The sequence below is a fragment of the Moraxella lacunata genome (assembly GCF_900453205.1).
In the GTDB taxonomy this organism is placed as follows: Bacteria; Pseudomonadota; Gammaproteobacteria; order Pseudomonadales; family Moraxellaceae; genus Moraxella; species Moraxella lacunata_B.
Genome location: NZ_UGQU01000001.1, coordinates 1,084,086 through 1,109,595, shown reverse-complemented (window position 1 = coordinate 1,109,595; position 25,510 = coordinate 1,084,086). Strand labels below are relative to the sequence as shown.

Here is a 25,510-nt window from a genome sequence, read left to right as displayed (position 1 = left end):
GAGCAAATGTGATTCGCCCCTACGCAAAAAATATTGTAGGGGCAAATTATATTTGCCCAAAATTACATTCGCCCCAACATATCCATTAACACAATGACGCCAAATGTCGCATAACAATATCGGTATCTTTGTTTTCAAGCTCCTGAATGATGTGCAAATAGGTCTGCTGAGTGGTGGTCATGCTCGAATGCCCAAGCCGTCTTGCCACACTGGCAATAGATACTCCTGCAAATAACAACAATGAGGCATGGGTATGGCGTAAACCGTGTACGCTAATCACAGAAATGCCCGCTTTTTTGCAATGGCGAGCAATGCGATAATTTACTGTGGAATTATAAACTTTATCGCCCGTTTTCATTAAGCCCACAAAAATGGGCGTTTCTGGGTCGCTGTTTAAGTTTTTGATTAAGCCTGAAAATTGCATCACCGTTTGCCAATCTAATTGAATTTTGCGAACTGATGAGCGGTTTTTAGTAGGTAAAAATCCGCCATTGTTTTTATAATCCCAAGTTTTGCTGACGCTTAAAGTCTGATGAGCAAAATCAAAATCGCCCGTGGTAATGGCAAGGGCTTCAGAAAAACGCATACCTGTTTTGGCAATCAATAAAATAAACCAATCCCAATTTAATTGTTGATTTAAATTGAGTTGGTTTAATAATAATTGCAATTCGTTTTGATGTAAAAATTTGATTTTTTTATTGGCAGGGGTTTTGCCTTTGATAATGGCTTTGCGAGTGGGGTCGTGGTCAATCAAGCCTTCATCTACCGCGTCCAAAATTGCCCCTTTGATTTGATGATGAAAATCCATTGTGGTTTGGCGTTCATGGGTTTGGGCATAATCGTTTAATAATTTTTGATAAGCAGAACGAGACAAGTCACCGACTTGCAAATCTGGGGCAAGTTTTTTGAGCCAATACAAACTGGATTGGTATTTTTTCATCGTAACAGGACGAACCGCCCCTTCTTTGTAGGTCTTGACCCATTGTTCAAAGTAATCGGAAAATAAAGTTTGTTTCATAAAATCATCACTCATAATTAAAAAAGAGTGTGTATTTTAGTTTTTTTCAATGATTTTATTCGGTAAAATTTTTTAGGCAGCCTGAAAACCCCCAACTATCATTTTAACTGATACCCATTTATCAAAATTCTTGATTTTCAATAATAAATCATCGGCATTATAATAGTTGCCATTTCAACCATTTAGGAACACAAAATGACCCACCCTGTCAAATCCTACGCCGCTTTTTCGGCAACCACCCCACTTGCCCCTTACGCCTTTGAACGCCGTGATTTGCGTGAAGACGATGTTTTGATTGATATTTTGTATTGTGGCGTATGCCATTCGGATTTGCACACCGCTCGTAACGACTGGGGCTTTACCCACACTTACCCCATTGTGGTCGGACACGAAATCATTGGACGAGTTACCCAAGTCGGCAAAAACGCCCATAAATTCAAAGTGGGCGACTTGGTTGGCGTGGGCTGTATGGTCGATTCATGCCGTACTTGCTCGCCTTGCTTACACGGCTTGGAGCAATATTGCGAACACGGCAACACAGGCACTTATGGCAGTTTTGACCGCATTGATGGCACGCTGACACAGGGCGGATACAGCACGGGCATTGTGGTGAGCGAGGATTTTGTATTAAAAGTCTCTGAAAAATTGGACACCAAAGCGGTTGCCCCGCTACTGTGTGCAGGCATTACCACATACTCGCCCCTGCGTCATTGGAAAGTGGGTAAGGGCAGTAAAGTTGCGGTGGTCGGGCTTGGGGGACTTGGGCATATGGCGGTCAAACTTGCCAAAGCGATGGGGGCGGAAGTAACGCTATTTACCCGTTCGGCAGGCAAATCCGATGATGCTTACCGTTTGGGGGCGAGCCGTGTGGTGCTTTCTACCGATGACAATCAGATTAAAGAAGTCGCCAATACCTTTGATTTGATTATTGATACCGTGCCATACACCCACGATTTAAAACCCTATATGCCAACTTTGGCATTGGACGGCACGCTGGTGCTGGTGGGACTGGTGGGCGAACTTAAAGAAACCATCAACACCGTACCGATGATTATCGGTCGCCGTAGTATTTCGGCATCTGTGATTGGTGGTATTGCCGAAACACAAGAAATGCTGGATTTTTGTGCCGAGCATAATATTGTGCCAGATGTGGAAATGATTAATATGCAAGACATCAATACCGCTTACGAACGAATGCAAAAATCCGATGTGAAATATCGCTTTGTGATTGATATGGGGAGTTTGAAGGGGTGATTTTTGGGATAGGGGGAACACCGTTTTCAGGGTTGGAAACGGTGTTTTTTATTTTTAGAACAATATTTTATAAAATGAGAAGCAGATGATAATCAAAAAAATTTAGCTTAAATTTCACTATCAATTTTTTCCCTAATTGTATCCATATATGCTTGTAAATCAATCGCAGGTACAGTTCCGATTGCTTGTTGCAAATAACGGGTTAATTGCATAAAGAAAGTAATTAATGAGTTTTCAGGCTGGCTAAATACCAATGATTGAAAAGTGCGATTCTGATAATAATCATGAATGCGTTTTTTTAAATCCGTTTTCTCATTAATATCTTCTTCGCCATCATACTGAACAAAGAAACTACCATAATCCACAATACAACCCAAATCAATCCCTTCTAAGTCAATTAAAGACTTAATATGCTTTTCAATAGTATCATTATTATTATGTGTAAAAGAGTTGGTAGTGGTTAAAATCCCACCAATGATTTTTGTTAGCGGACGAGCAGGTAGCTTTTGCCCAGAATTAATCATGGATGTTGATGTACGGTCTAATCTTCTGACACTGGCAATTTTTTGACCTGCATACTGAATGTAATTAATATCGCCAACATTACCCTGAATATCAGGTTTTACCTCAAAAACAGCATAAACGCCTTCGGCTGGAATATACTTAAAGCCATTTTGATTAAAAATAAATGGTGTAAACCAATTATCATAAATGACAATATCAATTTGGTCGCTGGCATTTCCGTGACAATCAATCACAATCGCCTTATCTACACTATAACGATTTGGTAAATAATTTTGCAACCATTCAATCCAAGCATTTTCCAAGGCATCGCCTTTTGAACCTGGATGATGAATAAATTCACGATTGGTGCTTAATTGACTTTGCATTTGCCCTTGCATACCACGAAACAAGGCTGATAAATCAACATTATTCATAAACAACTAACCTACTTTCATCAAACATAAAGAAATTAAAATCTAATAATTTATTACTAGAAATGCTCAAAATCAGCAGTATAGGATTGTGGATCTGAACAGTATTGCAAGAAGCAATATTATTCATTGCTTGTAAATCCGTTAAACTATACCATGCTGATGCATTGGGATGACTATGCCATTCACCTATATAATATAAACCAGTTTCCTGAAATATCTTTTCAAAATTATGAATTTGCACATTTAATTCACGCCTAAACTCCATAGGAGAGTTGGTATATTTATCAACCCATAAAAAATCTTTAATATACAATTTGGTAAAATCATCAGAATAACAACCTAAAAGAAATCCACCATATTCATTTGGATAATGATGAATTGCAGTTTTTGTCATTAGCTCAATGAGTGAGTATTCAATATGCAATTGAAGATTTTTGTATTTTTTAATCATCATTAAAATCTCTCAACCTTTAAATTAAGATTATCATCATATTGAATGACAAAATGTTGATAATTACTTTCCTGAATCATTAAGTTAATTGTTTTTAACGATAACTGAACCATAATGGCAATATCATTATAAGATGCTTTAAAAGTTGGATTCCAACAGCCAATAGGATTATATAAATCCAAAGTATTATTCTCTTTATCTAAAATTTTATCAATCTGATGTCTCACAAAACGGTAGTGATTAGGTGAAACACCACACACCAATGATTTTGCGTGGTTAGTGATGGATAAATTAAATATGGTACTGGTTAAATTTAATTTATCTGTAAGATACATTAAATCATCATCGGTAGAACAATCAAAAATATAATCAAATTTTGAAAATTGCTCTGATAAAAAATTAAGATATTCTGATGATATATCAAGTTTAATACACTCTGTTGCCAAATAACGAATAGAACTTAACTCAATAAAAGGCGAAATATTCAACAAAATACCTGCCAATTCATCTGCTTTATTTGCATAAGGTGGTACAAAATTATATTCTGAACGACAAATATTATCAGGCTCTTTTACATCATAGTCAGCTATAGTGATGTCTGTGCAACCACCACGGACAAGCGTCTTGGCAACTTGACTTCCAATTGCTCCCAGTCCAATAATAAGCACTTTTTTATTAGTCAAATTTGAATGAAATGCACCCCGCCCAAAGAAATAATGATAAGACGAATTTTTTGAAATAACCCAATTTATTTTCTTATCGCAAAGTTCATATATTCCCTGATTGTTTATGAAAAGTGGTTCTTTTAAATCAATCATCGTAACTTGCCAATGAATATTCTGATTTTTTGTATAATACCCAACAAAAATAGGAATAAACTCTTGTTGAATATTAAATGCAATTTTCCAAATTTCACTTAATATTTTTTGATTAAATATGTTATTAAGTTCTTGCCAATTTGAAAATGAAAATCTATCATAAATTGACGGTTTGTCTTCAATAAAGACATAAATTCCCGATAAGTCACTTTCCTTATCTAAGTAAAACGATGACCACTGGCAATTTTTCTGGGTAATATTATGTGTAAAAGATTGCACTAAATAATTGTGCATATCCTTATCTTGATATTTTGATTTTGTTAAGTAAGTATTGGTAACAATACCAATCTCATTTTTAGAAAATGACTTATCAATATCAGTAAATTGAAATGAAAAATATGCTCCATTGCAAGTATAATTTGCTGTAATTAGATGTTCATAATGTTCATCTTTTTCTTGATCGATGACATATTTTTCAATCCATCGTTTGATTGCTTGGAAGTCTTGTTGTAATTTTTTCTCAAAAATAACACAATGCTGATTGTGAAAACAAATAGCATTATCTGACATCACATGACTAAATTTTTTATACTCATCATTTTTTAGATAAAAACGAATGGATTCACTATCACTAATTTTTAATGGGTAGGCTTGATAGATAATAACATTAAAATCAATAGGTTTATCTAATTCTTCAAAATCAAAAGTAATATCAAAGCTTACCTGCTCTTGTAAAAATGAAAGAGCAGATAAATTTTGAATATATGGAATGGATTGAATGGTTTCTTCTAATTCAATTTGAGAAAATTTCATATTAACCAAATCGTTGTGAAACTGGTGGTGTTGAAACTAACGCCGAACTTTTCAGACCATAAGACTTGTTTTCTTCTTCATTATTTTCGGCAAATTTTTCATTTAATGGAAGATAAAATTCTATTTGTTTCTCATTTAATTCTATTTGTGCTAACATTGATTTTAATCTATAAACCAGCGTGCTTTTTTCTCCACTATCTAAGGATAATGCTAAATCATTATTACTGTTGCCAGGGTCTTTGAGTGTAAAATTTTCTCTTTCAATATTATCAATGATATAATTTAAAACGGTTTTAAATTGTTCCCATAAATTACCCTGCGGAAAAGATTTTTCATAAGCCTTAATCACCAATAACTCAATAAAAAAAGACTTGTATTTATATTGATGACAAGCTTTCCAAATTTTTAACAAGCGAATGACTTTTCTTTCATTTTCTTTAGCTTTAATGTGTTCAATTTGAGCGTGGATATTGGTTTTAAGATAACCATCACCTTGTGTTTTATGTAGATTTAAGTTTTTTGTTGCTGAAAAAGAATCTTGACTGGTTTCTCTTGCAGGAACAATATCAATATTAATTTCATCTTCTTCATTAAAAGTCAAACCAATAGAAACACCTTGTTTTTTAATAGGGGTTTCATTTTGATATTTTTCTTTTAATTTTTGGTATTGTTAAATAAAGATAGATTTTAAGGTTTTCCGTTCGGACTGAGCTTGTCGAAGTCTAGGAAAACCGTTATGGTTCGACAAGCTCACCACGAACGGCTTTCTAGAAAAGTATACTCAATTAACAATACCTAATTTTTCAAAGACATCTTCAAACATTGCTTCCAATGTTGAAAAAGCATTGTGTTTGAATGGAACAACCAAATCCAAATCAAATTTAGTATTAATAGCTGTGCATTTCTTATATGACCCTGAATTAAAGGGTTCATAAATTTTACTACCATACTGTTCGTTTAAAAATTGTTTAATCTCATCTCGTTTAGAACGATAGCTATTAACCAAATCATCAATGTGTTTCATTCTGTAACTTTCTAAAACAGAATTTAAGTAATCACTTTTATAGTTAGCCATAGTCAATCTCCATAAAACTTTCAAGGTATAATAGGCTATTTTGAATTGCAATGAACTCAAAACGGTTTATTTTCATTAAATGGGTCATACCTATGAAATTTCAATCCCCAACTAGCAGAACTATAATCTTGATTGAAACATAACCCCACCTTATACCCACCCATAAAAACCCTCAATTTTCCAAAATAACCCCAAATTTGCTATAATGACAAAATTGCAATCCCAACCAAAACCATTAGGACGCCCAAATCCTAATGGTTTAATTTATTTAATCCGCAATGAAACCTGTATTGAAAAAATTCCTAAAATTCACCCTAGCCACTTTGGGCATACTCGCCCTTATTGTGGCGATTTTGGGCGTGATGTTGTACCGCAATTTGGGCGATTTGCCCGATGAAAACCGTTTTACCCATTTGCCCTATTACAAAAACGGTCAATTTGTGAACCTTTATACCGATGATTTGCCCTATTATCCTGAAAAAGCCACTGGCAAAGGCGGTTTTGTGCGGTATGACGGTTACACACCAAACGGTCGTTTACCGATGCTTTTATTGGATAAAAGCAGTTTCAGGCAGCCTGAAAACTTCGCCTATTATTGGCTTGGGCACGCAAGCTCCATTTTGGAGCTAGACGGACAACGCTTTTTAACCGACCCTGTGTTTGACAACGCCAATCCTCTCAATTTACCCCTGATTGCCCCACGCTTTCAAGAAGCCCCAATCCGCCGTGAAAACCTGCCCGACATTGATGTGGTGCTGATTAGCCACGACCATTATGACCATTTGGAAGCGACCACCATTCGACATTTGGCGGACAAAGCAAAACGCTTTATCGCACCGCTTGGCGTGGGGGCAAGATTGCAGTCGTGGGGCGTGCCGTCTGAAAAGATTACCGAATTGGGTTGGGGCGACAGCACGATGGTTGGTAACATCAAATTGACCGCCGAACCAACGCAACATTATTCCTCTCGTTGGCTCAATGACCGCAATAAAACTTTGTGGGCATCGTTTGTGTTGGAAGGCAGCAAACGGCTGTATTGGAGTGGCGACACGGGGTACGCCCCGCATTTTAGCGACATCGGCAAAAAATATGGCGGATTTGACATCGCTTTTATGGAAATTGATGCCGCCAATCAAGGCTGGCCCAAAACGCATATGTTTGCCCATCAGTCGGTGCAGGCTGCTTTGGATTTGAACGCCAAAAAAATCGTGCCTATGCACTGGGGTGTGTTCAGTTTGGGGCGAAATCCGTGGTACGAGTCCATTGATAATGCGGTACAAAGTGCCAAAGAACAGGGTCTGCCCATTGATGTGCCGAAAATGGGCGAGAAATATGCGGACGGTTTTGTGGGGGAGAATTGGTGGGAAGACAAGGCGTTAAGAAGAGAGTGATTTTGGGGGTTTTGTGATAATTGAAGATATGGTAGTAGTCCAAAAACCATGCTGTACCCACCCATGGTTAATATAATGAGACACCCAGTTTGCGTCTTCAAACCGTAAAATATTAACTTTTGTTTAAGCTGTCTTTTTGGTTTTTGTTACAGTGTGCTTTTTGGATGAGTGCTTAATTTTTTGTTGTTAATATCACAACTTTTTTGTCGTTTACACCGCACGTTTGAAAGGTTATAATGCGCCATTGTATGATATTTGTCAATACATTTCAAATTTTAATGAGACATAGAGAGCCATCATGACCCACACCACGTTTTTGGATGAAGTTCGTCATATACTTGACGACAGCCAAATCAAAACCGACTCCGACAGCCTAGACAACTGGGGCAAGGACTGGACAAAGCATTTTGCTCCTGCCCCATCTGCTGTTGTTTTTCCCAAAACGACCGAGCAAGTCGCCCACATCGTCCGCCTTGCCAACACGCACAACATCTGCCTTGTACCAAGCGGTGGACGGACAGGCTTATCGGCAGGGGCGGTGGCAAGCAATGGTGAAGTGGTGGTAAGTTTTGACAAAATGAACGCCATTGGGACATTTTATGAAGCCGACCGCATGGTGGAGGTCGAAGCTGGCGTGGTCACCAAAGCCTTGCAAGAATTTGCCGAATCCAAAAATCTATACTATGCGGTGGATTTTGCGTCATCGGGGTCAAGCCAAATCGGTGGCAATATCGGCACGAACGCAGGTGGCATTAAGGTAATCCGCTATGGCATGACCCGTAACCAAATCCTAGGTTTGACGGTGGTAACGGGCAAGGGCGACATTTTGGAGCTAAATGGCGGTATGCTAAAAAACGCCACAGGGTACGATTTTCGTCATCTGTTTATCGGAGCAGAAGGCACGCTTGGCTTTGTAACTCGTGCATTGATAAAACTTGAAAAACAGCCTGTGAATTTAACGGCAATGGTTTTGGGTGTGCCTGATTTTGGCTCGGTGGTTAAATTGCTTGATAAGTTTGGTAAAGCATTAAACTTAACTGCTTTTGAATTTTTTGACAGCGTGGCAATCGATAAGGTATTGACCGCAGGACACGCCAAAGAGCCGTTTGAGAGCCGTACGCCTTTTTATGTTTTGCTAGAATTTGAAGCCGTGTCCGATAACGTGCTAGACACCGCCATGAGTGTATTTGAAAGTTGCACCGAAGACGGTCTTATTGAAGACGGTGTGATGAGCCAAAGCGTGGGGCAACTGCACGAGCTGTGGAAATTGCGTGAGAGCATCTCCGAGACGATTTCGGTATTTACGCCTTACAAAAATGACGTGTCGGTGCTGATTACGCATTTGGGCGATTTTATCAATGACATTGAACAAATCGTCAAGGACAATTATCCTGATTTTGAGATTTGCTGGTTTGGACATATCGGCGACGGCAATTTGCACCTAAACATCCTAAAACCTGACAATCTCACCAAAGACGACTTTTTTGCCAAGTGCCAAACAGTCAATAAATACGTCTTTGAAACGGTTAAAAAATACAAAGGCTCAATCTCTGCCGAGCATGGCGTGGGCATGACCAAAAAGCCGTATCTGGATTATACCCGCTCGCCTGCCGAGATTGAATACATGAAAGCGGTCAAGGCGGTGTTTGACCCCAATGGCATTATGAACCGTGGTAAGATTTTTGATATTTAAAGATTGTTCAATTTAAAAACCTATCTTAGGGTTATAAGATAGGTTTTATTTATAAATTATGAAAAAACTTCGCAAAACCTTATTTTCCGCCTTGACTTACCTTGTGATGTTTGTCGTCATCTATACGGCGGTCAATCTGTGGCGGTCGCCTGTCATGCCTGACAGTCCCAAACTTGTCTATCAAAACAGCACAGGGCAAGTGGTCGATGTCGTCTCGCAAAGTTATGATACGCCTGTGCTTATCTACTTTTGGGGGTCGTGGTGTGGGGTGTGTCGCACGACCAGTCCCAACGTTCAAGCCCTGCACGCTGATGGTCGTGATGTGCTAAGCGTGGCGGTGTCATCGGGCGATGATAATGAATTACTTGCTTATATGAACAAACACGGCTATGATTTTTATACCATCAATGACCAACATGGGACGGTGTTTGGCGAGTGGGGCGGACAGGTAACGCCGTCCTTTGTGATACTAGATGACGGCAAAGTCGCCCAAAGTTTTACAGGCATTGCACCACTTTGGCTGTTAAAATTACGGCTGTGGTGGGTAGGACTGTATTAGCGCTTGCTCCCAATTCTTTTAGTATGAATACCAAAAACTTACCATGCCCACTTTGTCCCATCGTGCATCAGTTCTAGGCAGTTCTATGTAGCTCTACATAATCCCGTCTTTATCCTTACCAAGTCCAAGCACCCAATTTAACAAAATCGCCATAAAGGTTGCCGTGCCGATACCACCCAAATCAAACGAGCCAATCATCAAACCAAAATTCCCCGTTCCCAAAATCACGGTAATCGCACCAACCATCAGGTTTTTGTTATCACTAAAATCCACCTTATTGTCAATCCAAATTTTTGCCCCTGCAATGGTAATCAGACCAAATACGACAATGGACGCACCTGTCAGCACAGGCGTGGGAATGGTTTGGATTAACGCCCCAAATTTTGGCGACAAGCCTAGACAAATGGCAAACACCCCTGCCACCACAAACACCAGCGTAGAGTACACACGAGTAATCGCCATAACCCCAATGTTCTCGCCATAAGTCGTCATGCCAGTACCGCCCACCCCTGCCGAGAGTGCTGTTGCCACACCGTCCGCCACGAACGCTTTGCCAAGCTGTGGGGTGAGATTCTCGCCTGTCATCGCCCCCACCGCCTTGATGTGCCCCAAGTTCTCCGCCACAAGGATAAACGCCACAGGAGCGATGATGAGCATGGCATTCATGTCAAATACAGGGGCGGAGAAGTTTGGCACGCCAAACCAGCTTGCCTGCCCAATCACACCAAAATCAATCGGCTTACCAAATCCCATGCCATTGGCGACAACGGCATAAATGATATAGGCAAGCACTAGCCCCAACAGAAGCAACAATCTTTTTACAAAGCCCTTGGCAAACACCGCAATACCACTCATACAAAGCACGGTAACCAGCGTCATGGCAAGCTCAAAGGGCTTACCTGCCACGCTTGACACCGTAACGGGGGCAAGGTTTAGCCCGATAATCATAACGACCGCACCCGTTACCACAGGGGGCATGAGCTTTTCAATCCAGCGAGTGCCTGTCCCCATGACGATAAAACCAATCAAGGCATAGACCACACCGCAAGCGATGATACCGCCCAAAGCCACGCCAAGATTGGGGTTCGCCCCACTGCCCGTAGCGTGAGCGGTCGCCGCCGCCACAACGCCAATAAAGGCAAAGGACGAGCCCAAATAGCTCGGCACTCGTCCGCCTGTCATGACAAAAAACAAAATTGTACAAATCCCACTCATCATAATGGCAAGATTGGCATCAAAGCCCATTAAAATGGGGGCAAGCACCGTTGCCCCAAACATGGCAAGGACGTGCTGAATGCCAAGCATGACCGTCTGAGCAGGGGGCAAGTATTCATAGGTGGCGACAGGGCTTGTGGCAATGTCGCCTTTGTAGGGGGTGAATTTGGGAAAGAATGACATATTTTTACCTTATCGTTTTAAATTTAGATTTTCATTGTTATAAAAAAGCGACAATTAAAAATCATTGCCTTAGAGTATGCTTGTCTTTTCTGTTTCTACAAATTTTAAAATGCAATTGTATTATAAAGGGCAGGCACGCCCTAACTATTGTGACTTTATCAGTTTATTTTGGCTTAGCAACTCGGTCTCAGACAGTCGCCAACGCCCTTTTTTCTTGCTTGCCGAGCGACCTTTTAGGGCGGTGTTGCCCAAAAGTTTGTGCATGGAATGACTAGAATGAGCATGACAAATCGCACACGCCAGCCCATCCGCCGCGTCCGCCTGTGGCACGACATCAAGGGCGAGCAGACGACACACCATTGCCGTTACTTGTTCTTTGTCCGCCGCCCCATAGCCACACACCGCCTGCTTGATTTGCCGAGCGGTGTATTCTGACACCGTCAAACCCTGTGCCGTCAAAGACGCAATCGCCGCCCCCCGAGCCTGCCCGAGCTTTAAGGCACTATCAGGGTTGGTCGCCATAAATACCTGTTCAATGGCAGAATGTATCGGCTCATCGTGGTATTTTTGATAATGCCCGACAATGCGTGCAATACCATCAAAAATCTGACTGATACGCACTGGCATATCCGCACTGTCGGTGCGTATCGTCCCTGCGTCTATAAAGGTCAAGCGATCTCCCACCGCACGCACAATGCCATAACCTGTCATGCGAGAGCCAGGGTCTATGCCGATGATGAGTGTCATATTAATGAAGTCTGCCTAAATAGCTGTTAAAAGATAAATATTAAAAGATAAATGTTAAAAATTGTTACCCTTGCCTTTAAAAAGTTGGCGTTAGCACAAACATTTGGTATTATAAACTATTTTGTGTTAAATTTCTAAACTAATAAGGAAAACGTATGGGCGTTGTTGTGGGTATTGCTTTGGTGTGGTTCATCATTGAAATGCTGATTTGGTATCTGTTGGCTCAATTCATGAGCGGTTGGCTTGTGTTTTTGTGGTTTGTTGTGGCGTTTTTTATTGGCTTGGCACTCATCAAAAAAGCTGCCAGCACTCTAAACCCCATGGCTCAGCAGATGAAAAATGGCGTTATTCCCAACCCCGCCAATCAGCCCCCAGAGTCCACCATTACCAAATCAGTAGCGATGGGCATTGCAGGGATTTTGTTTGTTCTACCGGGTATCTTGACCGACATCGGGGCGTTTTTGCTACTCCTGCCTGCCATTCAAAAGGTGCTGACCACTAAAGCCAAAAACTACGCCATGAACAACCAAGAAAAAATGATGGCAATGATGGCAAAACAAATGGGCGGACAAAGCCCCTTTGGTGGCATGGGCGGTGTGAACCCCAATAACCCTTTTGGGCAAGGCAATCCCTTTGGTAATGGCAGTTTTGGCGGTAATTATGGCAATTCTCGCACCACCATTGACGGACAAGCCAAAACGGTTAAAAAATCAGCAAATGATGATTAAATTAACCTTAAATTATTATTTAAATTAACATTAATATTAGCGTTAATAAAAAATCGCTTAATATCAAATTAGGCGATTTTTAAATTTAACAATTTTTATAAATATCAATCGGCACTTTATACGGCTTACCCGCCACTTCTTGCACCAGTTTCGGCACAAGATAGCCCGATAATTTTTCCAAAAGTTGCCAATAAATCTGTATCGCTCTGTCTATCGGCAAATCAAAATGAGCCGACCCTGCCACTTTATCCAAAATATGCAAATAATACGGCAACACCCCAATATCAAATAACGCATGGCTTAATTGGCACAATATCTCTACATTATCATTAACCCCTTTTAATAACACGCTTTGATTTAATAATACCACGCCATGTTTTTTTAGGGTTTGGCATTTTTGGGCAAGGGTGTTGTCTATTTCATTGGCGTGATTGATGTGTAGCACCATGACGATATTTTTTGGGCAATTTGCCAATATGTCAATGAACTCATCATCAATACGATTTGGCAATATCGCCGGCAGTCGGGTATGAATACGAATGGTCTTGATATTATCAATATCAGACAACGCCCCAATCCATTCATTAAAACGGCGATTGTTAATATTTAATGGGTCGCCCCCACTTAATAGCACTTCATTGATGTTTTTGTCATTGGCGATATAGTGGCAGATTTGGCGAATGTCTTGGGTGTTTGGCAGATTTGCCCCATAGTCAAAATGCTGACGAAAACAATAACGACAATGCACCGCACACGCCCCCGTTACCGTGATTAAGGCTCGGCTTTGGTATTTGTGCAATAACCCCTTGATAGGGTTATGGGTATTTTCGTCCAATGGGTCGGCAGTATAGCCCGCCACAGGTAAGCTCTCGGCAATGTCGGGTAAGATTTGACGTAATAAAGGGTCGCTTGGGTCGCCCTTTTTCATCTTTTGGATAAAGGCGTGTGGCACTCTTAGGGGAAATTTAGTGGGGGCGTGAAATTCACTCGGTAAGGGTAGCTCCAACAGCTCGTAAAGGCTTGCCACGTCGCTGACAGCATTTGACAGCTCTTTTTGCCAGTTGGACTGATTAAAAAAAATGTCGTTCATTTTTGACAAAACTTAGTAATTTTCAGTATAATAGACGGTTAAAGTGCGTCATTATAACGCATTTTACTTTTTATTTTTATTTTTTAAGGTAATTTTCATGGCAAGTTTTTCTACCAACGATTTTAAAGCAGGCTTAAAAGTCATGCTTGACGGCAACCCCTGCTCTATCCTAGAGAACGAATACGTCAAACCTGGTAAAGGTCAAGCCTTTAACCGTGTCAAACTGCGTAACCTAAAAACCGGTAAAGTCCTAGAACAAACCTTCAAATCAGGCGACAGCCTAGAAGGGGCGGACGTGGTGGATACCGAAATGGAATACTTGTACAATGATGGCGAGTTTTGGCACTTCATGCACCCTGAGACCTTTGAGCAAATGCAAGCCGACAAAAACGCCATGGGCGACTCGGCACAATGGCTAAAAGAAAACTCAAACGCTCGTTGCACCATTACCCTATTTAACGGCTCGCCACTGTCCGTTACTCCGCCAAACTTCGTGGAGCTTGAAATCATTGAGACCGACCCTGGTGTGCGTGGCGACACCTCAGGCGGTGGCGGTAAACCTGCCAAACTAGAAACAGGGGCGGTGGTGCGTGTACCACTATTTGTCCAGCAAAATGAAGTGGTTAAAGTAGATACTCGTACAGGCGAATATCTGTCTCGTGTGTAATGTTTGATATTTGACACGAAAAAAAACAGTCCAAATGGGCTGTTTTTATTTTGGTTAAAGACTCATCAAAAGCTAAATGCTAAACTGGCTGATATATTTCTCTCAGGCATACTCGCTCGTTCAATTTGGGCAGTATCCGTCATCGCCATGCCAGAAACGGTGGCATAATCGTGGTATTTTTTGTCAAATAAGTTGTTTATGCCAACATTTAGGCGAGTGTTTTTGTTGATGTTCCAATAGGTCGCCAAATCCATGACATGATAACCGCCAGCACGATAAAAATTCTCGCCATTGTCCGAGCGTCTGCCCGCCACAAAGCTCGATGTCAGCCCCATGCCGTATTTGTCATTTGGATCATCATAACCAAACCCAAGCGTGGCTTTGGCAGGTTGCACGCTGTCAATGGCAACACGCTCGCCTGTGGTGTTGGTGGCGGCGTAATTGCTCGCTCCCACACCCATGACCATACTAAACCCATCTGACTGCTTGATGAACCGCCCCAAATCCACTTTTACACCCAGTTCACCGCCCCAAATATCCACATCAGCAACATTATGCACTTGATAAGCCAAATTAAACCCAGTCGGCAACTCATCGCTTGTCAAAGCACGATAATCTATATAATCTTGATATTTGTTATAAAACCCTGACAGAGCCACAGATACACCGTCTGTGATTTGACCTTTTAGCCCAAGCTCAAAGGCATCACTGGTTTCGGCTTTGAGCTTGGGATTGCCAAGCACGGCATAACGCACATAGATGTTAGAGCCGTCATACACCCCCACTTTTTCGCTTGATATCGGCAGTCTGGCACTGCGATTGTATTTGGCATAGCCGAGCATTTGCGGTGTCAGCTGATATGACAACATCAGACCTGGGGACAGATAGTCATTGGTGGATGATTGCACCGTTTGGGCGACTTGGGCTTGGGAAATGCCTGTCATGGGCAGATAATCGGTCAAATCGGTAGGCTTGTGTTTTTGATAAACAAATCTTAACTGTGGGGCAACTGTCAGCTCACGACCTTTGACATCGGTGGTTATTTTATCGGAGATATGCAAGGCAAATTTGTCCGTCTGCATGCTAGGCATGCGGTTATTTTTGGTGGTGGTTACCACACCTGCACTACTGGTCTGCATCTGTGTCCATGGGCGTTTTTCATCTGTGGTACTCACGTCCATGCCATACTGTATGGCATGAGCCCATCTGCCTGTATCTGTCCATTTGTCCGCCAACCACTTTATCCCATAAGTGTCAGTATGTAGTGCCGTATCCCACTCACGCTGGGCGGTCGTGCCACGACTGACATAGTCGGCATGCGTATTAACACCGTTTTTGGCGGTTTGATAAAACGTTTGGGTTGTCAGCCTGTCAAAAATCCCAATATCACTGGGTGTATATACCCAGTCAAGCCCATACCGCATACGCTCCACGTTGCTGTTTTGCGTACCACCATTGGGATATAGGTTAGACGCTGACTGACCATCAAAGACAAGCTCGCCCGTCTTCTTATAATAATCCACCACCACTCCAAATTCATGAGTATCATTTGGAAGATATCGCAGTTTAGCAAGCACCGCATCCGATTGCCAGTCGGCAGGCTCCAAGCTCTCATGCGTATTGGTTTGGGTTTCTTTGCCGTCTCGTCTTGAATAAATGACAAGCGATTGCCATTTTTCATCGCCCATTGCCGCATGAATGGCGTGTGAACGTGATTTGTCCGCCCCATCATAGCCGACTTTGTAGCCATAAGCCACGCTTTTGCCATCACGCAGATAGTCGCTTGGCTGTTTGGTCAAAAATGACACACGTCCTGCCAGCCCATCTGTGCGTGCGTCCGTTGAGCCTGCTTGGATACGCACTTCACGAAACATCTCAGGGTCTATGTAATCTCGCCCTATGCCATAGTCATTATTTGCTAGGGCATCAGGCTTTGAGCTGACGTCGGGCAACTCCACACCATCCACATCAAGTCCCACACGGTTGCCGTCCATACCACGAATGTTATACCCTGTCGTGCCTGTGCTGTCCCACGCATTACCACTGCCTTTGGTCGCTTTGGGGGCGGATACCAGTGGTTGATATTTGACCACGCCTGCCATGTCAGTCGCTCCGATTTGTCGCATTTCATCAGCACTGATAGACGTTATCGACCCCGCTCCACTCTCAAGTGACCGCCCCACTCCCGACACCGAAATCGTTACAGGCTCTAACACCACATGGGGTGTTACATGGGGCAACTCATCGCCTTGCTCGTTTGCCTGTGCAGTCATCGTCGTAGTCATCATGATAGACATCATGCTAAGGCTTAGAATGCTTAGTTTTGGGGTTTTCATCATCATCTCCAATGTTATCAAAGGCTTTTTATTATATCATTCTCATTTTTAAAAATAAATAATATTTATTATTATTTGTTAATTTATAATAAATGGTATATTATATCAAAATAAAACCCAAAAGCATAACACTTTTGGGTTTTTGTATGATAAGCTGATTATTTTTTCAAATCATCTGTATCAAACGTTGATGATACTTCTGTTTTGGTGGTTTCATTGGTTGGTAAGATGATTTTGTTGTCGCTTTCGGCTTCTAGCTTGTCTTGCATACGAGCCAGATAACGAGCAGCAGCCTCACGACCACCAAGACCAAAGGCAAGGGCAAGCGCCACCGCCACAGAGCCGAGCGTTAGACCAAAGGCAAGGTTCACGATACTATCAGCGATGCCCATCGCTTTTAGACCCATGGCAAGCACAAGCCCGATGATCAGCGTACGCACGATGTTGGCTAGACATTTTGAGCCTTGCTGTGAACGTTCAATCACACCAGCAACAATGCCTGCTAGCCAAAAACCAATAACAAGAATAACCGCCCCTAGGATAATCTGACCGCCAAAATGGATAAAGCTTGTGACGATGTCACTGATTTGGACAAAGCCTAGCACATCAGCCGCCGCCACTGTGGCAAACAACATGGCAAAGAAAATAATGCCACCACGTACCAAGCCCGATACTTTTTGCTCGCCTAGGGCTTCTTGTACACCAAGCTTGGCAGGTAGTGCGTCCACTTGGGTGTTTTGAAGTAGTCCCTTGATGATGTCGGCAACCATACGCACCACAAAATAGGTAACCACCAAAATCGCCGCCGCCGTAAAGACGTTTGGCAGGGCAGACATGATTTTATTAAGCATGTTGGTTGCAGGACGGCTAATGGCTTCTACTTTTAGAGCGTCAAGAGCGGCAATGGTAAACGGCACAATGATAAATAAGAAAACGAGCGAACCTGCGATGTTTGGCAAGCTGTTTTTCTCACTGATACCCACACGAGTGGCTAGGGCTTGAATGTTTAGCGAACCGACCAGATTATAGACAATACCCTTAACAATCTTGGCAACGACAAAGCCGATAAAGAAAATCACGCCTGCGGTAAAGATATTTGGCACAAAGGCAAACATCTTATCAATCATGTTGGTCAGTGGTGTGAATAGTCCGTTTAGACCCAAACGACCCAGCACCATGGTGAGCACCACAAGCAAAATCAGCCAGTATACCATATCAGCAATCGTGCCACTCATGGGTTTAACTGATGCTTCTTGAGCTAATTTCTCATCTAGCGTAGTTTTGGATAGACCTGCCAATGTGGCGTTTTTGGCAACGATGGCAACCACCCAACCAATCACACCCACGGCAGCAGCGGCAAGCAGGTTTGGCACGAATAGCAGTACTTGATTGACCATGTTGGCAAACGGTGCTGAGATGGTGGCAAGATTAAGCTGATTGAGAGCTGCCGAGATGGCTATCACAAACACAAACCAAAAGACGATTTTGCTAAGTAGACTATGCAAGTCGTAGTTTTTGCCTGTTTGAGTGTTCATTTTTTGATTAAGATTGATTTTGGTTAAGGCTTTTTTGGTCAAAGAGCCAAAAATTAAGGCGGCAAAATAGCCCACCAAGAAAATCAAAATCGCCCCAACGACCGAGCCTATCGGACTGGTCATGTAATGGTTAAATACCATAAAAGAATTTGGATGCATATACGCTCCTTAAAATTAATACGCTAAATCATAGACAATCATTAATGCAATGACATATCAATCCTGCAAAAATTATGCCTCACTCTATCTATCATATCATTGTAGTTAATCTTAGTGACACAAATTTTACAAAAAGCCATATAAAGTAACAAAACCAAAAAATTTTTATAAAAAACCCAACCTTCAAAACGTGAAAGTTGGGTGGTGGAGAAAAGGACAATATTTAGGGTAGGACTGGTAAAAGATTAATAAGTGAAGTTCACACCAACACGGTATTCACGACCGACACCGGGGAATGTTGTAGGAGCTGCACGCTGTGAATGTGGATAGTAGAACTTATCCTCCAAGTTGTTTACAGAGAAGTTCACATTCATTTTGTCATTACCATAAGGCTTCCAGTTAGCAAAGACATCCGTTACACTGTAGCCTTTACGAGAACTGATATTTGCACCTGCTACCACCGCATCCTCAGAATCTTCAACTGTGCGATTTCTTACACCAAGCTCCAAGTTTGGCTCAGCAAAGCGGTATGCCAAAGATGACGTCCAAGTGCGTCCAACTGGAACAGCAAACTCTGGATTAACCTCCGAAGTTGTACTTAGGAAATACTCTGGGTTACTTTCAGCCACGCCAAGGCGAGCGGTCAAGCCATTATAGCGATAGGAAACACCCACTTCATAACCATGGTTTTTAGAATAACCATCATTGACAGCTTCTTTTTGGTTGTTAGCCCCATGTCTATCTTGTGGATTAACAATCACATCATCAACCTTTTGCCAAAAATATGTTGCATCAAGTCCAAAATTACCGTTATTATAGTTAAAGCCAACTTCAGTATTGCGAGCTTGTTCTGCCTTAATATTAGGACTTATTGAGGTTCTGCGAAGTCCCACCATCAAGGCATCGTATAGACGTGGGCTACGAGAAGCATAGTTATGGTTAGCACTGAAACTTAAGTTTGGAGTTGCTTGATAAATCACGCCAAAGCTTGGGTTTAGATTACTGCCTGTCGCATTCACACCATCATTGGCGGTAATATCAAAATGATCATAACGCACACCGCCTGTCACAGTGAAGTCACCTGCATAACCAATGGCTTCCACATACGCACCCATGTCTGTTTTCTCTGGCGTATGAGTCATAACAGCTGTATCAACTTTGCCTGGCTCGATTTCTTGATGGCGATAATTTAGACCATATTTTACCAAGGTGTTCTCACCTACACCAACATCCAAGTTTAGGTTGGCCCCTTTGGTCTCAATCTTGGTTGTGGTAGGAACAGGATTGGGAAATGCGGATGCATTACCATAACCGCAATAGCCACAACCGCGGTCATCGGCTGAGTAACGCTCGTTTTTCATCACATAAGCATTCGCGGTCATTTTTTCTACAAACCCAAGATTATCCGCCGTCCACTCAAGATTGGTATTGCTAAGTGAAGTTTCACGATAAGCGGGTGCTTGACGTATCATTGTCAGACGAGGATTATTATTAAGTGCAGAGAACTCTTCACGTACGGTACGCACCCCTGCCTGCTCATCTTTCATATGACTAAGCACAAAACGATGATTGTCTAGGGTGGCTCCCACTTTTGCCAAATAGCTGGTTGTCTCTAACGCACTATATGGTGCATAATCACCACCATCAATGTCATTTTTATAATCTTTGCCTGGTTTGAAGTTTGATTCATCTTTGACATTATAAGAAAGCAAGCCATCAAAGACACCTGAACGAGCGAATACCGTGGCACCATAATTATGGCTGTCGTTACTTGAATAGCCCAAGTTTAGCTTAAAGCCATAATCTTTATCGCTATTTGCAAGCAAATCTTTGGCATCTACTGTCTTAGCGACAATCGCACCATTGGTCGCACCGATACCAGCAGATGCCGACCCTGCGCCTTTTTGTACAGAGACGATTTTCACCAATGACGGGTCAAGAATGAAACGTCCTTGATGATATAGGATTTGGCTGTCAGAGTAAGCATTATCCACTTTAACATCCACAGAGTTCTGACCCATACCACGAATGGTTAAAAATTGAGAAGCACCTGTACCGCCACCAATATCAATGGCAGGCTCCTCTTTAAGCAGTTCACGCATGCTTGTAGCGGTACTCTCATCTTTTTCTTGTAGGGTTACCACGTTCGTCTTAACTTTGGTGCCTTGACGGTCAATGGTAATCACTTCATGCCCCAAATCAACCATCGGCTCGCTCTCGGCAGTATTTGCCATGGCAACGGTCGCTGTCATCGTGCCAATGACCGCAAAGGTCAGATGGCGTAGTGCAAAGGTCTTTTGTTTCATAAAATCACCTAAGTAGCAAAATATAAATATCAAAACAAGGGAACAAACCCTACATCATGTAAGGATTGGTAATAAACTGGCAACAATATTAACATTTTTATTTTTAAAAGTAAATAATATTTTTTATTATTTGTAAAATTAATGTCTTTTGGGAAAAATACCTTTTTAGGATAAGATGATAAATAAAAAAGGCTTACATGTAGTAAACCTTATTATTTGATTAATTATTTTAATAACAAATCAATGTTTAATTAAAACAATAAATTCATTTTAAAAGAATGTTTGGACAGTCCGCCCCGCCAACTCACGCCCCAAAAACGGCGTGTTTTTGCCTGCTGACAGCATGGTCTCTTTGCTTACCGTCCAAGATTGATTGGGGTCAATCAGCACCGCTCCGCCAATCGTTTCATAATCTGTAATCCCTGCGATGTTGGCAGGATTGGTGCAGATTTTCTCCACCAGTTGCTCATCGGTCAAAATACCGTCCGCCACGAGCTTGCACGCCAGCGACACAAAGGTATCAAAGTTACTAATCCCTGCGGTGCTCTCAGCAAAAGGGGCTTGTTTGCTACTGCTTGATAGTGGCTCATGGTGCGAGCAAATGGCATCAATTGTGCCGTCTTGTAGCCCCTTGATAAGGGCTTGTTGGTCGGTATTGGAGCGAAGCGGGGGCAACACAAAAGCATGAGCGTTATAACCTTCAATGTCATCATCAGTCAGGTGCAACTGATGCATGGCGACATCACAGGTAATCGGCAAGCCCTTTTGTTTTGCCCAGCGGATAAGCTCCACAGACGTACGGCAGGTGATTTGACTAAAATGAGCAGACAGCCCCGTCTCTTCTACCATTAGGATTTGCTTGGATAAGGCAATGGTCTCGGCAAGCCACGGAATGCCCTGCAAACCATGAAAAGACGCAATGTAGCCATCATGAGCCACGCCCCCTGCCGACAGGCTTGGTTCGTCAGGATAAAAAAACACTTTCAAATCAAAGGTGGACGCATATTCTAGCGTACGGAGCATGACTAGGTCATTTTCAAAGCCTTTGGTGGCATTGGTTACGCCAATCGCCCCGCCTTGTTTTAGTCCTGCAAGATTGGCAGGTTGTTTGCCGTCAAGCCCTGCGGTCAATGCCCCCAAAATATGCAGATGAATGCCCCCGTCCGCCCATGCTTTTTGTTTTAAGCCCTTTAATAGTGAGCCGTTTTCTAACACAGGGTTGGTGTCAGGCGGTAAGACAACGTGCAAAATGCCGTTCATGCGAGCGGTCTTGCCCTCGCTTGATAGCGTGCCATGCGACTGATGGCCTGGTTCACGCAAACGTCCGCACAAATCCACAATGGGCGGTATCAGCCATTTACCGTCTGCTTGGGCGTTATCTAGGTTTGGCATTTGCCAAGTGGGGGGAAGTAGGTTTTTCATAAATTATCCTGTTAATAACATATCAATTTCATTTTATACGATACCTAAAAGATTATCCGTTAAAACCAACAAAAATTGCAGGTTGCCAACGAACATCAAAATGCTTATTCTGTCCAGTTCCTTTCCAATAACCGTGCCAATGACCACGCCTAATATGTGGGCGAACCGTACGAGATTTATCTGAATTAAATATATTTATACTTTCTTCTTTCTCACGAATTTCTCCACCAAGCCTTGCTCCCAATTGATAAATAAATGGTTTATTCGGAACAATAAATGAACCTGTTTTTTTATTGACTTGGTATTTTGGTGATGATAATTCACTTTTTGAAATAGGTTCGCCTGTTATTTTGCTTATATCAGGCTTTTCAACACACAATAACAACAAGCAAGATAAAACTTTTGCTAGCATTTTATAATCTGTTGTTACCATTACTCCCAATTCTATTGGATTTGAGTTGCTAAAAATTGATTTAAAAGTATCCAAGATAGAAATACCTTCATTTAAAAATAATGTAATTGGATAAAAATGATTATATCCAATACTATCACTACTTTCAAAATTAAAGACAATATTTAATGCAATACACCATTTGTTATTTTGTTCCATATAATCATAAGTTGCCCAAAATCCATTTGCAAGATGTCTATCATCAAACAAAACTTGTTTTGGAAATTCTATATAAATAGACCATTCTGGCAATCTAAGAAATATATCTGTTGGAGTATCATCTGGTATCGGTGAATTTATTACATCATCAAAAATTTCCTTATCAATACAATAAACTCCCAAAGTATTACGCCAAGAACCAAATAAATGAGCACCAAAAAGAAATTCATATATTTCTAATTGCTTGCTATCCAATTCAATAAATCTAACAGATTGTTGTAATTCTCCCTGCATCGCTTTTAATAACAGAAAATCGCTGATACCAGTTATTTCAATCGTTGGAAAAAACACTTGATTTGGCAAATTTTTATTTTGCCTTAAATCAATTCTTTTTTGTTGCATACGCTTATAAGTTTCTATTACATTATGTTTTTTATGTCTTTCATTAAAGTCTAACATTCTTTTATAAGCATTCATAATTTAAGATTTCCAATAATATAAAGTTTTTTTTAACGGTGCAAAATACACACCTTACGCCCAATTTTAAAACCAACATCAATTAACCAAAATCCCTTGATAAATCTCATCAATATTTACAATCAAATCAATACTTTTAAAATAAATCTCGCCCGTTTCAAAAATTTCGGCTTGCCAATCATTTTCACGGCGATACAAGGTAATTTGTTTAAAAGATTGTTCAACGGTGGCGTATTCTTGCACGGTTGCTAATTGAGCATATTCCCAAAGTTTTTTGGTTTTGTCCAAAAAGGTGGTGGATTTGGATAAGATTTCAATAATCAAAATCGGCTTATCGGCAATATATTCATCATCGCCACAATCCACCACTACATCAGGATAAAAATAGTTATTTTGCGTTTTTACTTTCAAATTATTAGCATAAGCTTTGCAGGGCTTATCTTTTAATTTTACGGTCATTGTTGCCATTATATTAAAGTTTATACCACAATGACATTTGCTTTCACCTTTATTAAATTCATCGACAAGATAATTATGTTTATCAAAAGTGAAAATAACACCTTTTTCTTCCTGCCCTGTCAAAATCCAATCCAAACTCAGATTGAATTTATCAGCAACCAGAATTGCCCCTTGTTTTGATATGCCACGATTTATCCAATTATTAATTGTTTGTGGACTTTGATTAATAACCTTGGCAAGTTGTGTTGGGTTTTTATTTGTCGCACGAAAAATCCGCTCCATACTTGGGTGTACGGTATTTAAATCATCGAGCGTCAAATTCTTTGACATATCAAATAAGCCCCCGAGATGATTTTTGCCCTTCCATTGCCATTGCCATGACTGCCATACGCACCGCAATGCCGTTATTGACCTGCTTTAAAATCACTGATTGACTGCCGTCCGCCACGCCAGACTCTATCTCCACACCACGATTCATGGGGCCTGGGTGCATGACCAGAGCATTTGGTTTGGCAAGGGCGACACGAGCCTCGGTAATGCCATACATCTTAAAATATTCGGACGTGGACGGCAACAGGGGCGAGCCGATACGCTCATTTTGGATACGCAAACCAATAATCACGTCAGCGTCCGTCACGCCCTTATCAATGTTATCAAATACCGAGACGTTATACCGCTCAATGCCTTTTGGTAGCAGGGTCTTGGGGGCAATCACACGAATATCACGCACCCCCAAAGTCGTCAATGCTGAGATGTCCGAGCGAGCGACACGGCTGTGCTTGATGTCGCCAACAATCGCCACAGACAGCTCATCAAAGGGCTTGTCCGCCTCACGGTAAATCGTCAGCATATCCAGCATGGCTTGGGTGGGGTGGGCGTGCCAGCCGTCCCCTGCGTTGATAATTGCTACATTGGGGGTAACTTCGGTCGCCATAAAATGTGCCGCCCCGCTTGACGAATGACGCACCACAAACATATCGGCACTCATCGCCTCCAAATTCCAAAGCGTATCACGCAACGTCTCGCCCTTGTTGGTGCTTGACCTTGCAATATCAAGGTTTAGCACGTTCGCCCCAAGGCGTTTTTGAGCCGCCTCAAAGGTCGTGCGAGTGCGGGTGGAATTTTCAAAAAACAGATTCATCACCGTCTTGCCCGACAGCTCATCGGTGTTAATGAGCCGTCCATTGTCATCAAAATAACTCATCGCCTTATCAATAATCCCTTCAAGCTGTAGACGTGTCAGCCCCTCCACGCCAATAAAATGGCGAATGGCGGTGTCGTCATTGGGCGTAAGCTGTGGACGGGCAAGGGTTTGGTTTAGGCGGGCGGTGATATCAGTCATGGGGTCTCCTTAGGTGTGCGGTTGTATTGTGGCAAATTAAAAACAAATTAAGCCATTTTAGCAAAGTTTGGAGAATTTGGGAATGGTTCTTGATGGTATTTTCAGAGCAATCGCACTATATTTAATTTTTAGCAGATAAAATTATGTTTTAAGAAATTGGTAATTTTTAGACACAAAATTAGGGCGTGCCTGCCTTTTGTATTTGCAATCAAAAATGAGCGATT

General features: G+C 41.7%; 22 protein-coding genes. 6 read left to right on the top strand and 16 right to left on the bottom strand.

The window, feature by feature from the left end:
* Positions 1-85 precede the first annotated feature (85 nt).
* Positions 86-1,018 carry a site-specific integrase gene (locus tag DX073_RS05300; protein WP_220186709.1) on the bottom strand — a complete coding sequence of 311 codons (933 nt, stop codon included), beginning with the start codon at positions 1,016-1,018 and terminating at the stop codon, positions 86-88.
* Positions 1,019-1,213: 195 nt separating this feature from the next.
* Here DX073_RS05300 and DX073_RS05295 point away from each other — a divergent pair, with 195 nt between their 5' ends.
* Entirely contained in the window at positions 1,214-2,272 is a 1,059-nt protein-coding gene (locus tag DX073_RS05295) for an NAD(P)-dependent alcohol dehydrogenase (protein WP_115006208.1), read from the top strand.
* A gap of 107 nt (positions 2,273-2,379) precedes the next feature.
* Here the strand turns inward: DX073_RS05295 and DX073_RS05290 are convergent, their stop codons facing one another.
* From DX073_RS05290 to DX073_RS05270, 5 genes are all read right to left on the bottom strand, one after another.
* Positions 2,380-3,210: a DUF6602 domain-containing protein gene (locus DX073_RS05290; protein WP_115006206.1), complete on the bottom strand. Its 831-nt coding sequence runs from the start codon at positions 3,208-3,210 to the stop codon at positions 2,380-2,382.
* Complete coding sequence (locus tag DX073_RS05285) at positions 3,203-3,664, bottom strand: Mov34/MPN/PAD-1 family protein (RefSeq protein WP_115006204.1); 462 nt, start codon at positions 3,662-3,664, stop codon at positions 3,203-3,205. The genes DX073_RS05290 and DX073_RS05285 overlap by 8 nt, the downstream gene beginning before the upstream one ends.
* Positions 3,664-5,292, bottom strand: a complete 1,629-nt coding sequence (locus DX073_RS05280; RefSeq protein ID WP_115006202.1) for a ThiF family adenylyltransferase — start codon at positions 5,290-5,292, stop codon at positions 3,664-3,666. The genes DX073_RS05285 and DX073_RS05280 overlap by 1 nt, the downstream gene beginning before the upstream one ends.
* A 1-nt stretch (position 5,293) precedes the next feature.
* Positions 5,294-5,893 carry a hypothetical protein gene (locus DX073_RS05275; protein WP_181814374.1) on the bottom strand — a complete coding sequence of 200 codons (600 nt, stop codon included), beginning with the start codon at positions 5,891-5,893 and terminating at the stop codon, positions 5,294-5,296.
* 180 nt (positions 5,894-6,073) lie between these two features.
* Positions 6,074-6,367, bottom strand: coding sequence for a nucleotidyltransferase family protein (locus tag DX073_RS05270; RefSeq protein WP_220186708.1), 294 nt, complete (start codon positions 6,365-6,367; stop codon positions 6,074-6,076).
* Between the two features lie 290 nt (positions 6,368-6,657).
* On the opposite strand from DX073_RS05270, the gene DX073_RS05265 reads away from it, so the two are divergent.
* From DX073_RS05265 to DX073_RS05255, 3 genes are all read left to right on the top strand, one after another.
* Positions 6,658-7,758: an MBL fold metallo-hydrolase gene (locus DX073_RS05265; RefSeq protein WP_220186707.1), complete on the top strand. Its 1,101-nt coding sequence runs from the start codon at positions 6,658-6,660 to the stop codon at positions 7,756-7,758.
* A gap of 298 nt (positions 7,759-8,056) precedes the next feature.
* Complete coding sequence (locus DX073_RS05260) at positions 8,057-9,451, top strand: FAD-binding oxidoreductase (RefSeq protein WP_115006198.1); 1,395 nt, start codon at positions 8,057-8,059, stop codon at positions 9,449-9,451.
* A gap of 58 nt (positions 9,452-9,509) precedes the next feature.
* Positions 9,510-10,010 carry a redoxin domain-containing protein gene (locus DX073_RS05255; protein ID WP_115006196.1) on the top strand — a complete coding sequence of 167 codons (501 nt, stop codon included), beginning with the start codon at positions 9,510-9,512 and terminating at the stop codon, positions 10,008-10,010.
* Positions 10,011-10,103: 93 nt separating this feature from the next.
* Here the strand turns inward: DX073_RS05255 and DX073_RS05250 are convergent, their stop codons facing one another.
* Entirely contained in the window at positions 10,104-11,408 is a 1,305-nt protein-coding gene (locus DX073_RS05250; protein ID WP_115006194.1) for a solute carrier family 23 protein, read from the bottom strand.
* Between the two features lie 144 nt (positions 11,409-11,552).
* Positions 11,553-12,155 (bottom strand): crossover junction endodeoxyribonuclease RuvC, encoded by a 603-nt coding sequence (gene ruvC / locus DX073_RS05245; RefSeq protein ID WP_115006192.1) that lies wholly within the window; start codon positions 12,153-12,155, stop codon positions 11,553-11,555.
* A gap of 155 nt (positions 12,156-12,310) precedes the next feature.
* Here ruvC and DX073_RS05240 point away from each other — a divergent pair, with 155 nt between their 5' ends.
* Positions 12,311-12,883, top strand: a complete 573-nt coding sequence (locus tag DX073_RS05240; RefSeq protein WP_115006190.1) for an FxsA family protein — start codon at positions 12,311-12,313, stop codon at positions 12,881-12,883.
* A gap of 85 nt (positions 12,884-12,968) precedes the next feature.
* Here DX073_RS05240 and epmB read toward each other — a convergent pair whose 3' ends face one another.
* Positions 12,969-13,973: an EF-P beta-lysylation protein EpmB gene (epmB, locus tag DX073_RS05235; protein ID WP_115006188.1), complete on the bottom strand. Its 1,005-nt coding sequence runs from the start codon at positions 13,971-13,973 to the stop codon at positions 12,969-12,971.
* A 97-nt stretch (positions 13,974-14,070) separates the two neighbouring features.
* Between epmB and efp the strand changes: the two genes are divergently transcribed.
* Positions 14,071-14,640: an elongation factor P gene (gene efp, locus DX073_RS05230; protein ID WP_115006186.1), complete on the top strand. Its 570-nt coding sequence runs from the start codon at positions 14,071-14,073 to the stop codon at positions 14,638-14,640.
* A 65-nt stretch (positions 14,641-14,705) separates the two neighbouring features.
* Here the strand turns inward: efp and DX073_RS05225 are convergent, their stop codons facing one another.
* The 7 genes from DX073_RS05225 to DX073_RS05195 form a co-directional block, all read right to left on the bottom strand.
* On the bottom strand, positions 14,706-16,976 hold the full coding sequence (locus tag DX073_RS05225; RefSeq protein WP_181814373.1) for a TonB-dependent receptor domain-containing protein: 2,271 nt from the start codon (positions 16,974-16,976) through the stop codon (positions 14,706-14,708).
* Positions 16,977-17,134: 158 nt separating this feature from the next.
* Positions 17,135-18,670, bottom strand: a complete 1,536-nt coding sequence (locus DX073_RS05220; protein ID WP_115006182.1) for a mechanosensitive ion channel — start codon at positions 18,668-18,670, stop codon at positions 17,135-17,137.
* Between the two features lie 245 nt (positions 18,671-18,915).
* Positions 18,916-20,976, bottom strand: coding sequence for a TonB-dependent siderophore receptor (locus DX073_RS05215; RefSeq protein ID WP_115006180.1), 2,061 nt, complete (start codon positions 20,974-20,976; stop codon positions 18,916-18,918).
* A gap of 270 nt (positions 20,977-21,246) precedes the next feature.
* Entirely contained in the window at positions 21,247-22,398 is a 1,152-nt protein-coding gene (locus DX073_RS05210; RefSeq protein ID WP_115006178.1) for a dihydroorotase, read from the bottom strand.
* Between the two features lie 52 nt (positions 22,399-22,450).
* Positions 22,451-23,485: an AcrVA2 family anti-CRISPR protein gene (locus tag DX073_RS05205; RefSeq protein ID WP_115006176.1), complete on the bottom strand. Its 1,035-nt coding sequence runs from the start codon at positions 23,483-23,485 to the stop codon at positions 22,451-22,453.
* A 78-nt stretch (positions 23,486-23,563) separates the two neighbouring features.
* Positions 23,564-24,274, bottom strand: a complete 711-nt coding sequence (locus tag DX073_RS05200; RefSeq protein WP_115006174.1) for a Uma2 family endonuclease — start codon at positions 24,272-24,274, stop codon at positions 23,564-23,566.
* Between the two features lies 1 nt (position 24,275).
* The gene (locus DX073_RS05195; RefSeq protein ID WP_115006172.1) at positions 24,276-25,286 is read right to left on the bottom strand and encodes an aspartate carbamoyltransferase catalytic subunit; all 1,011 of its coding nucleotides are present in this window, start codon (positions 25,284-25,286) and stop codon (positions 24,276-24,278) included.
* Between the last annotated feature and the right edge of the window lie 224 nt (positions 25,287-25,510).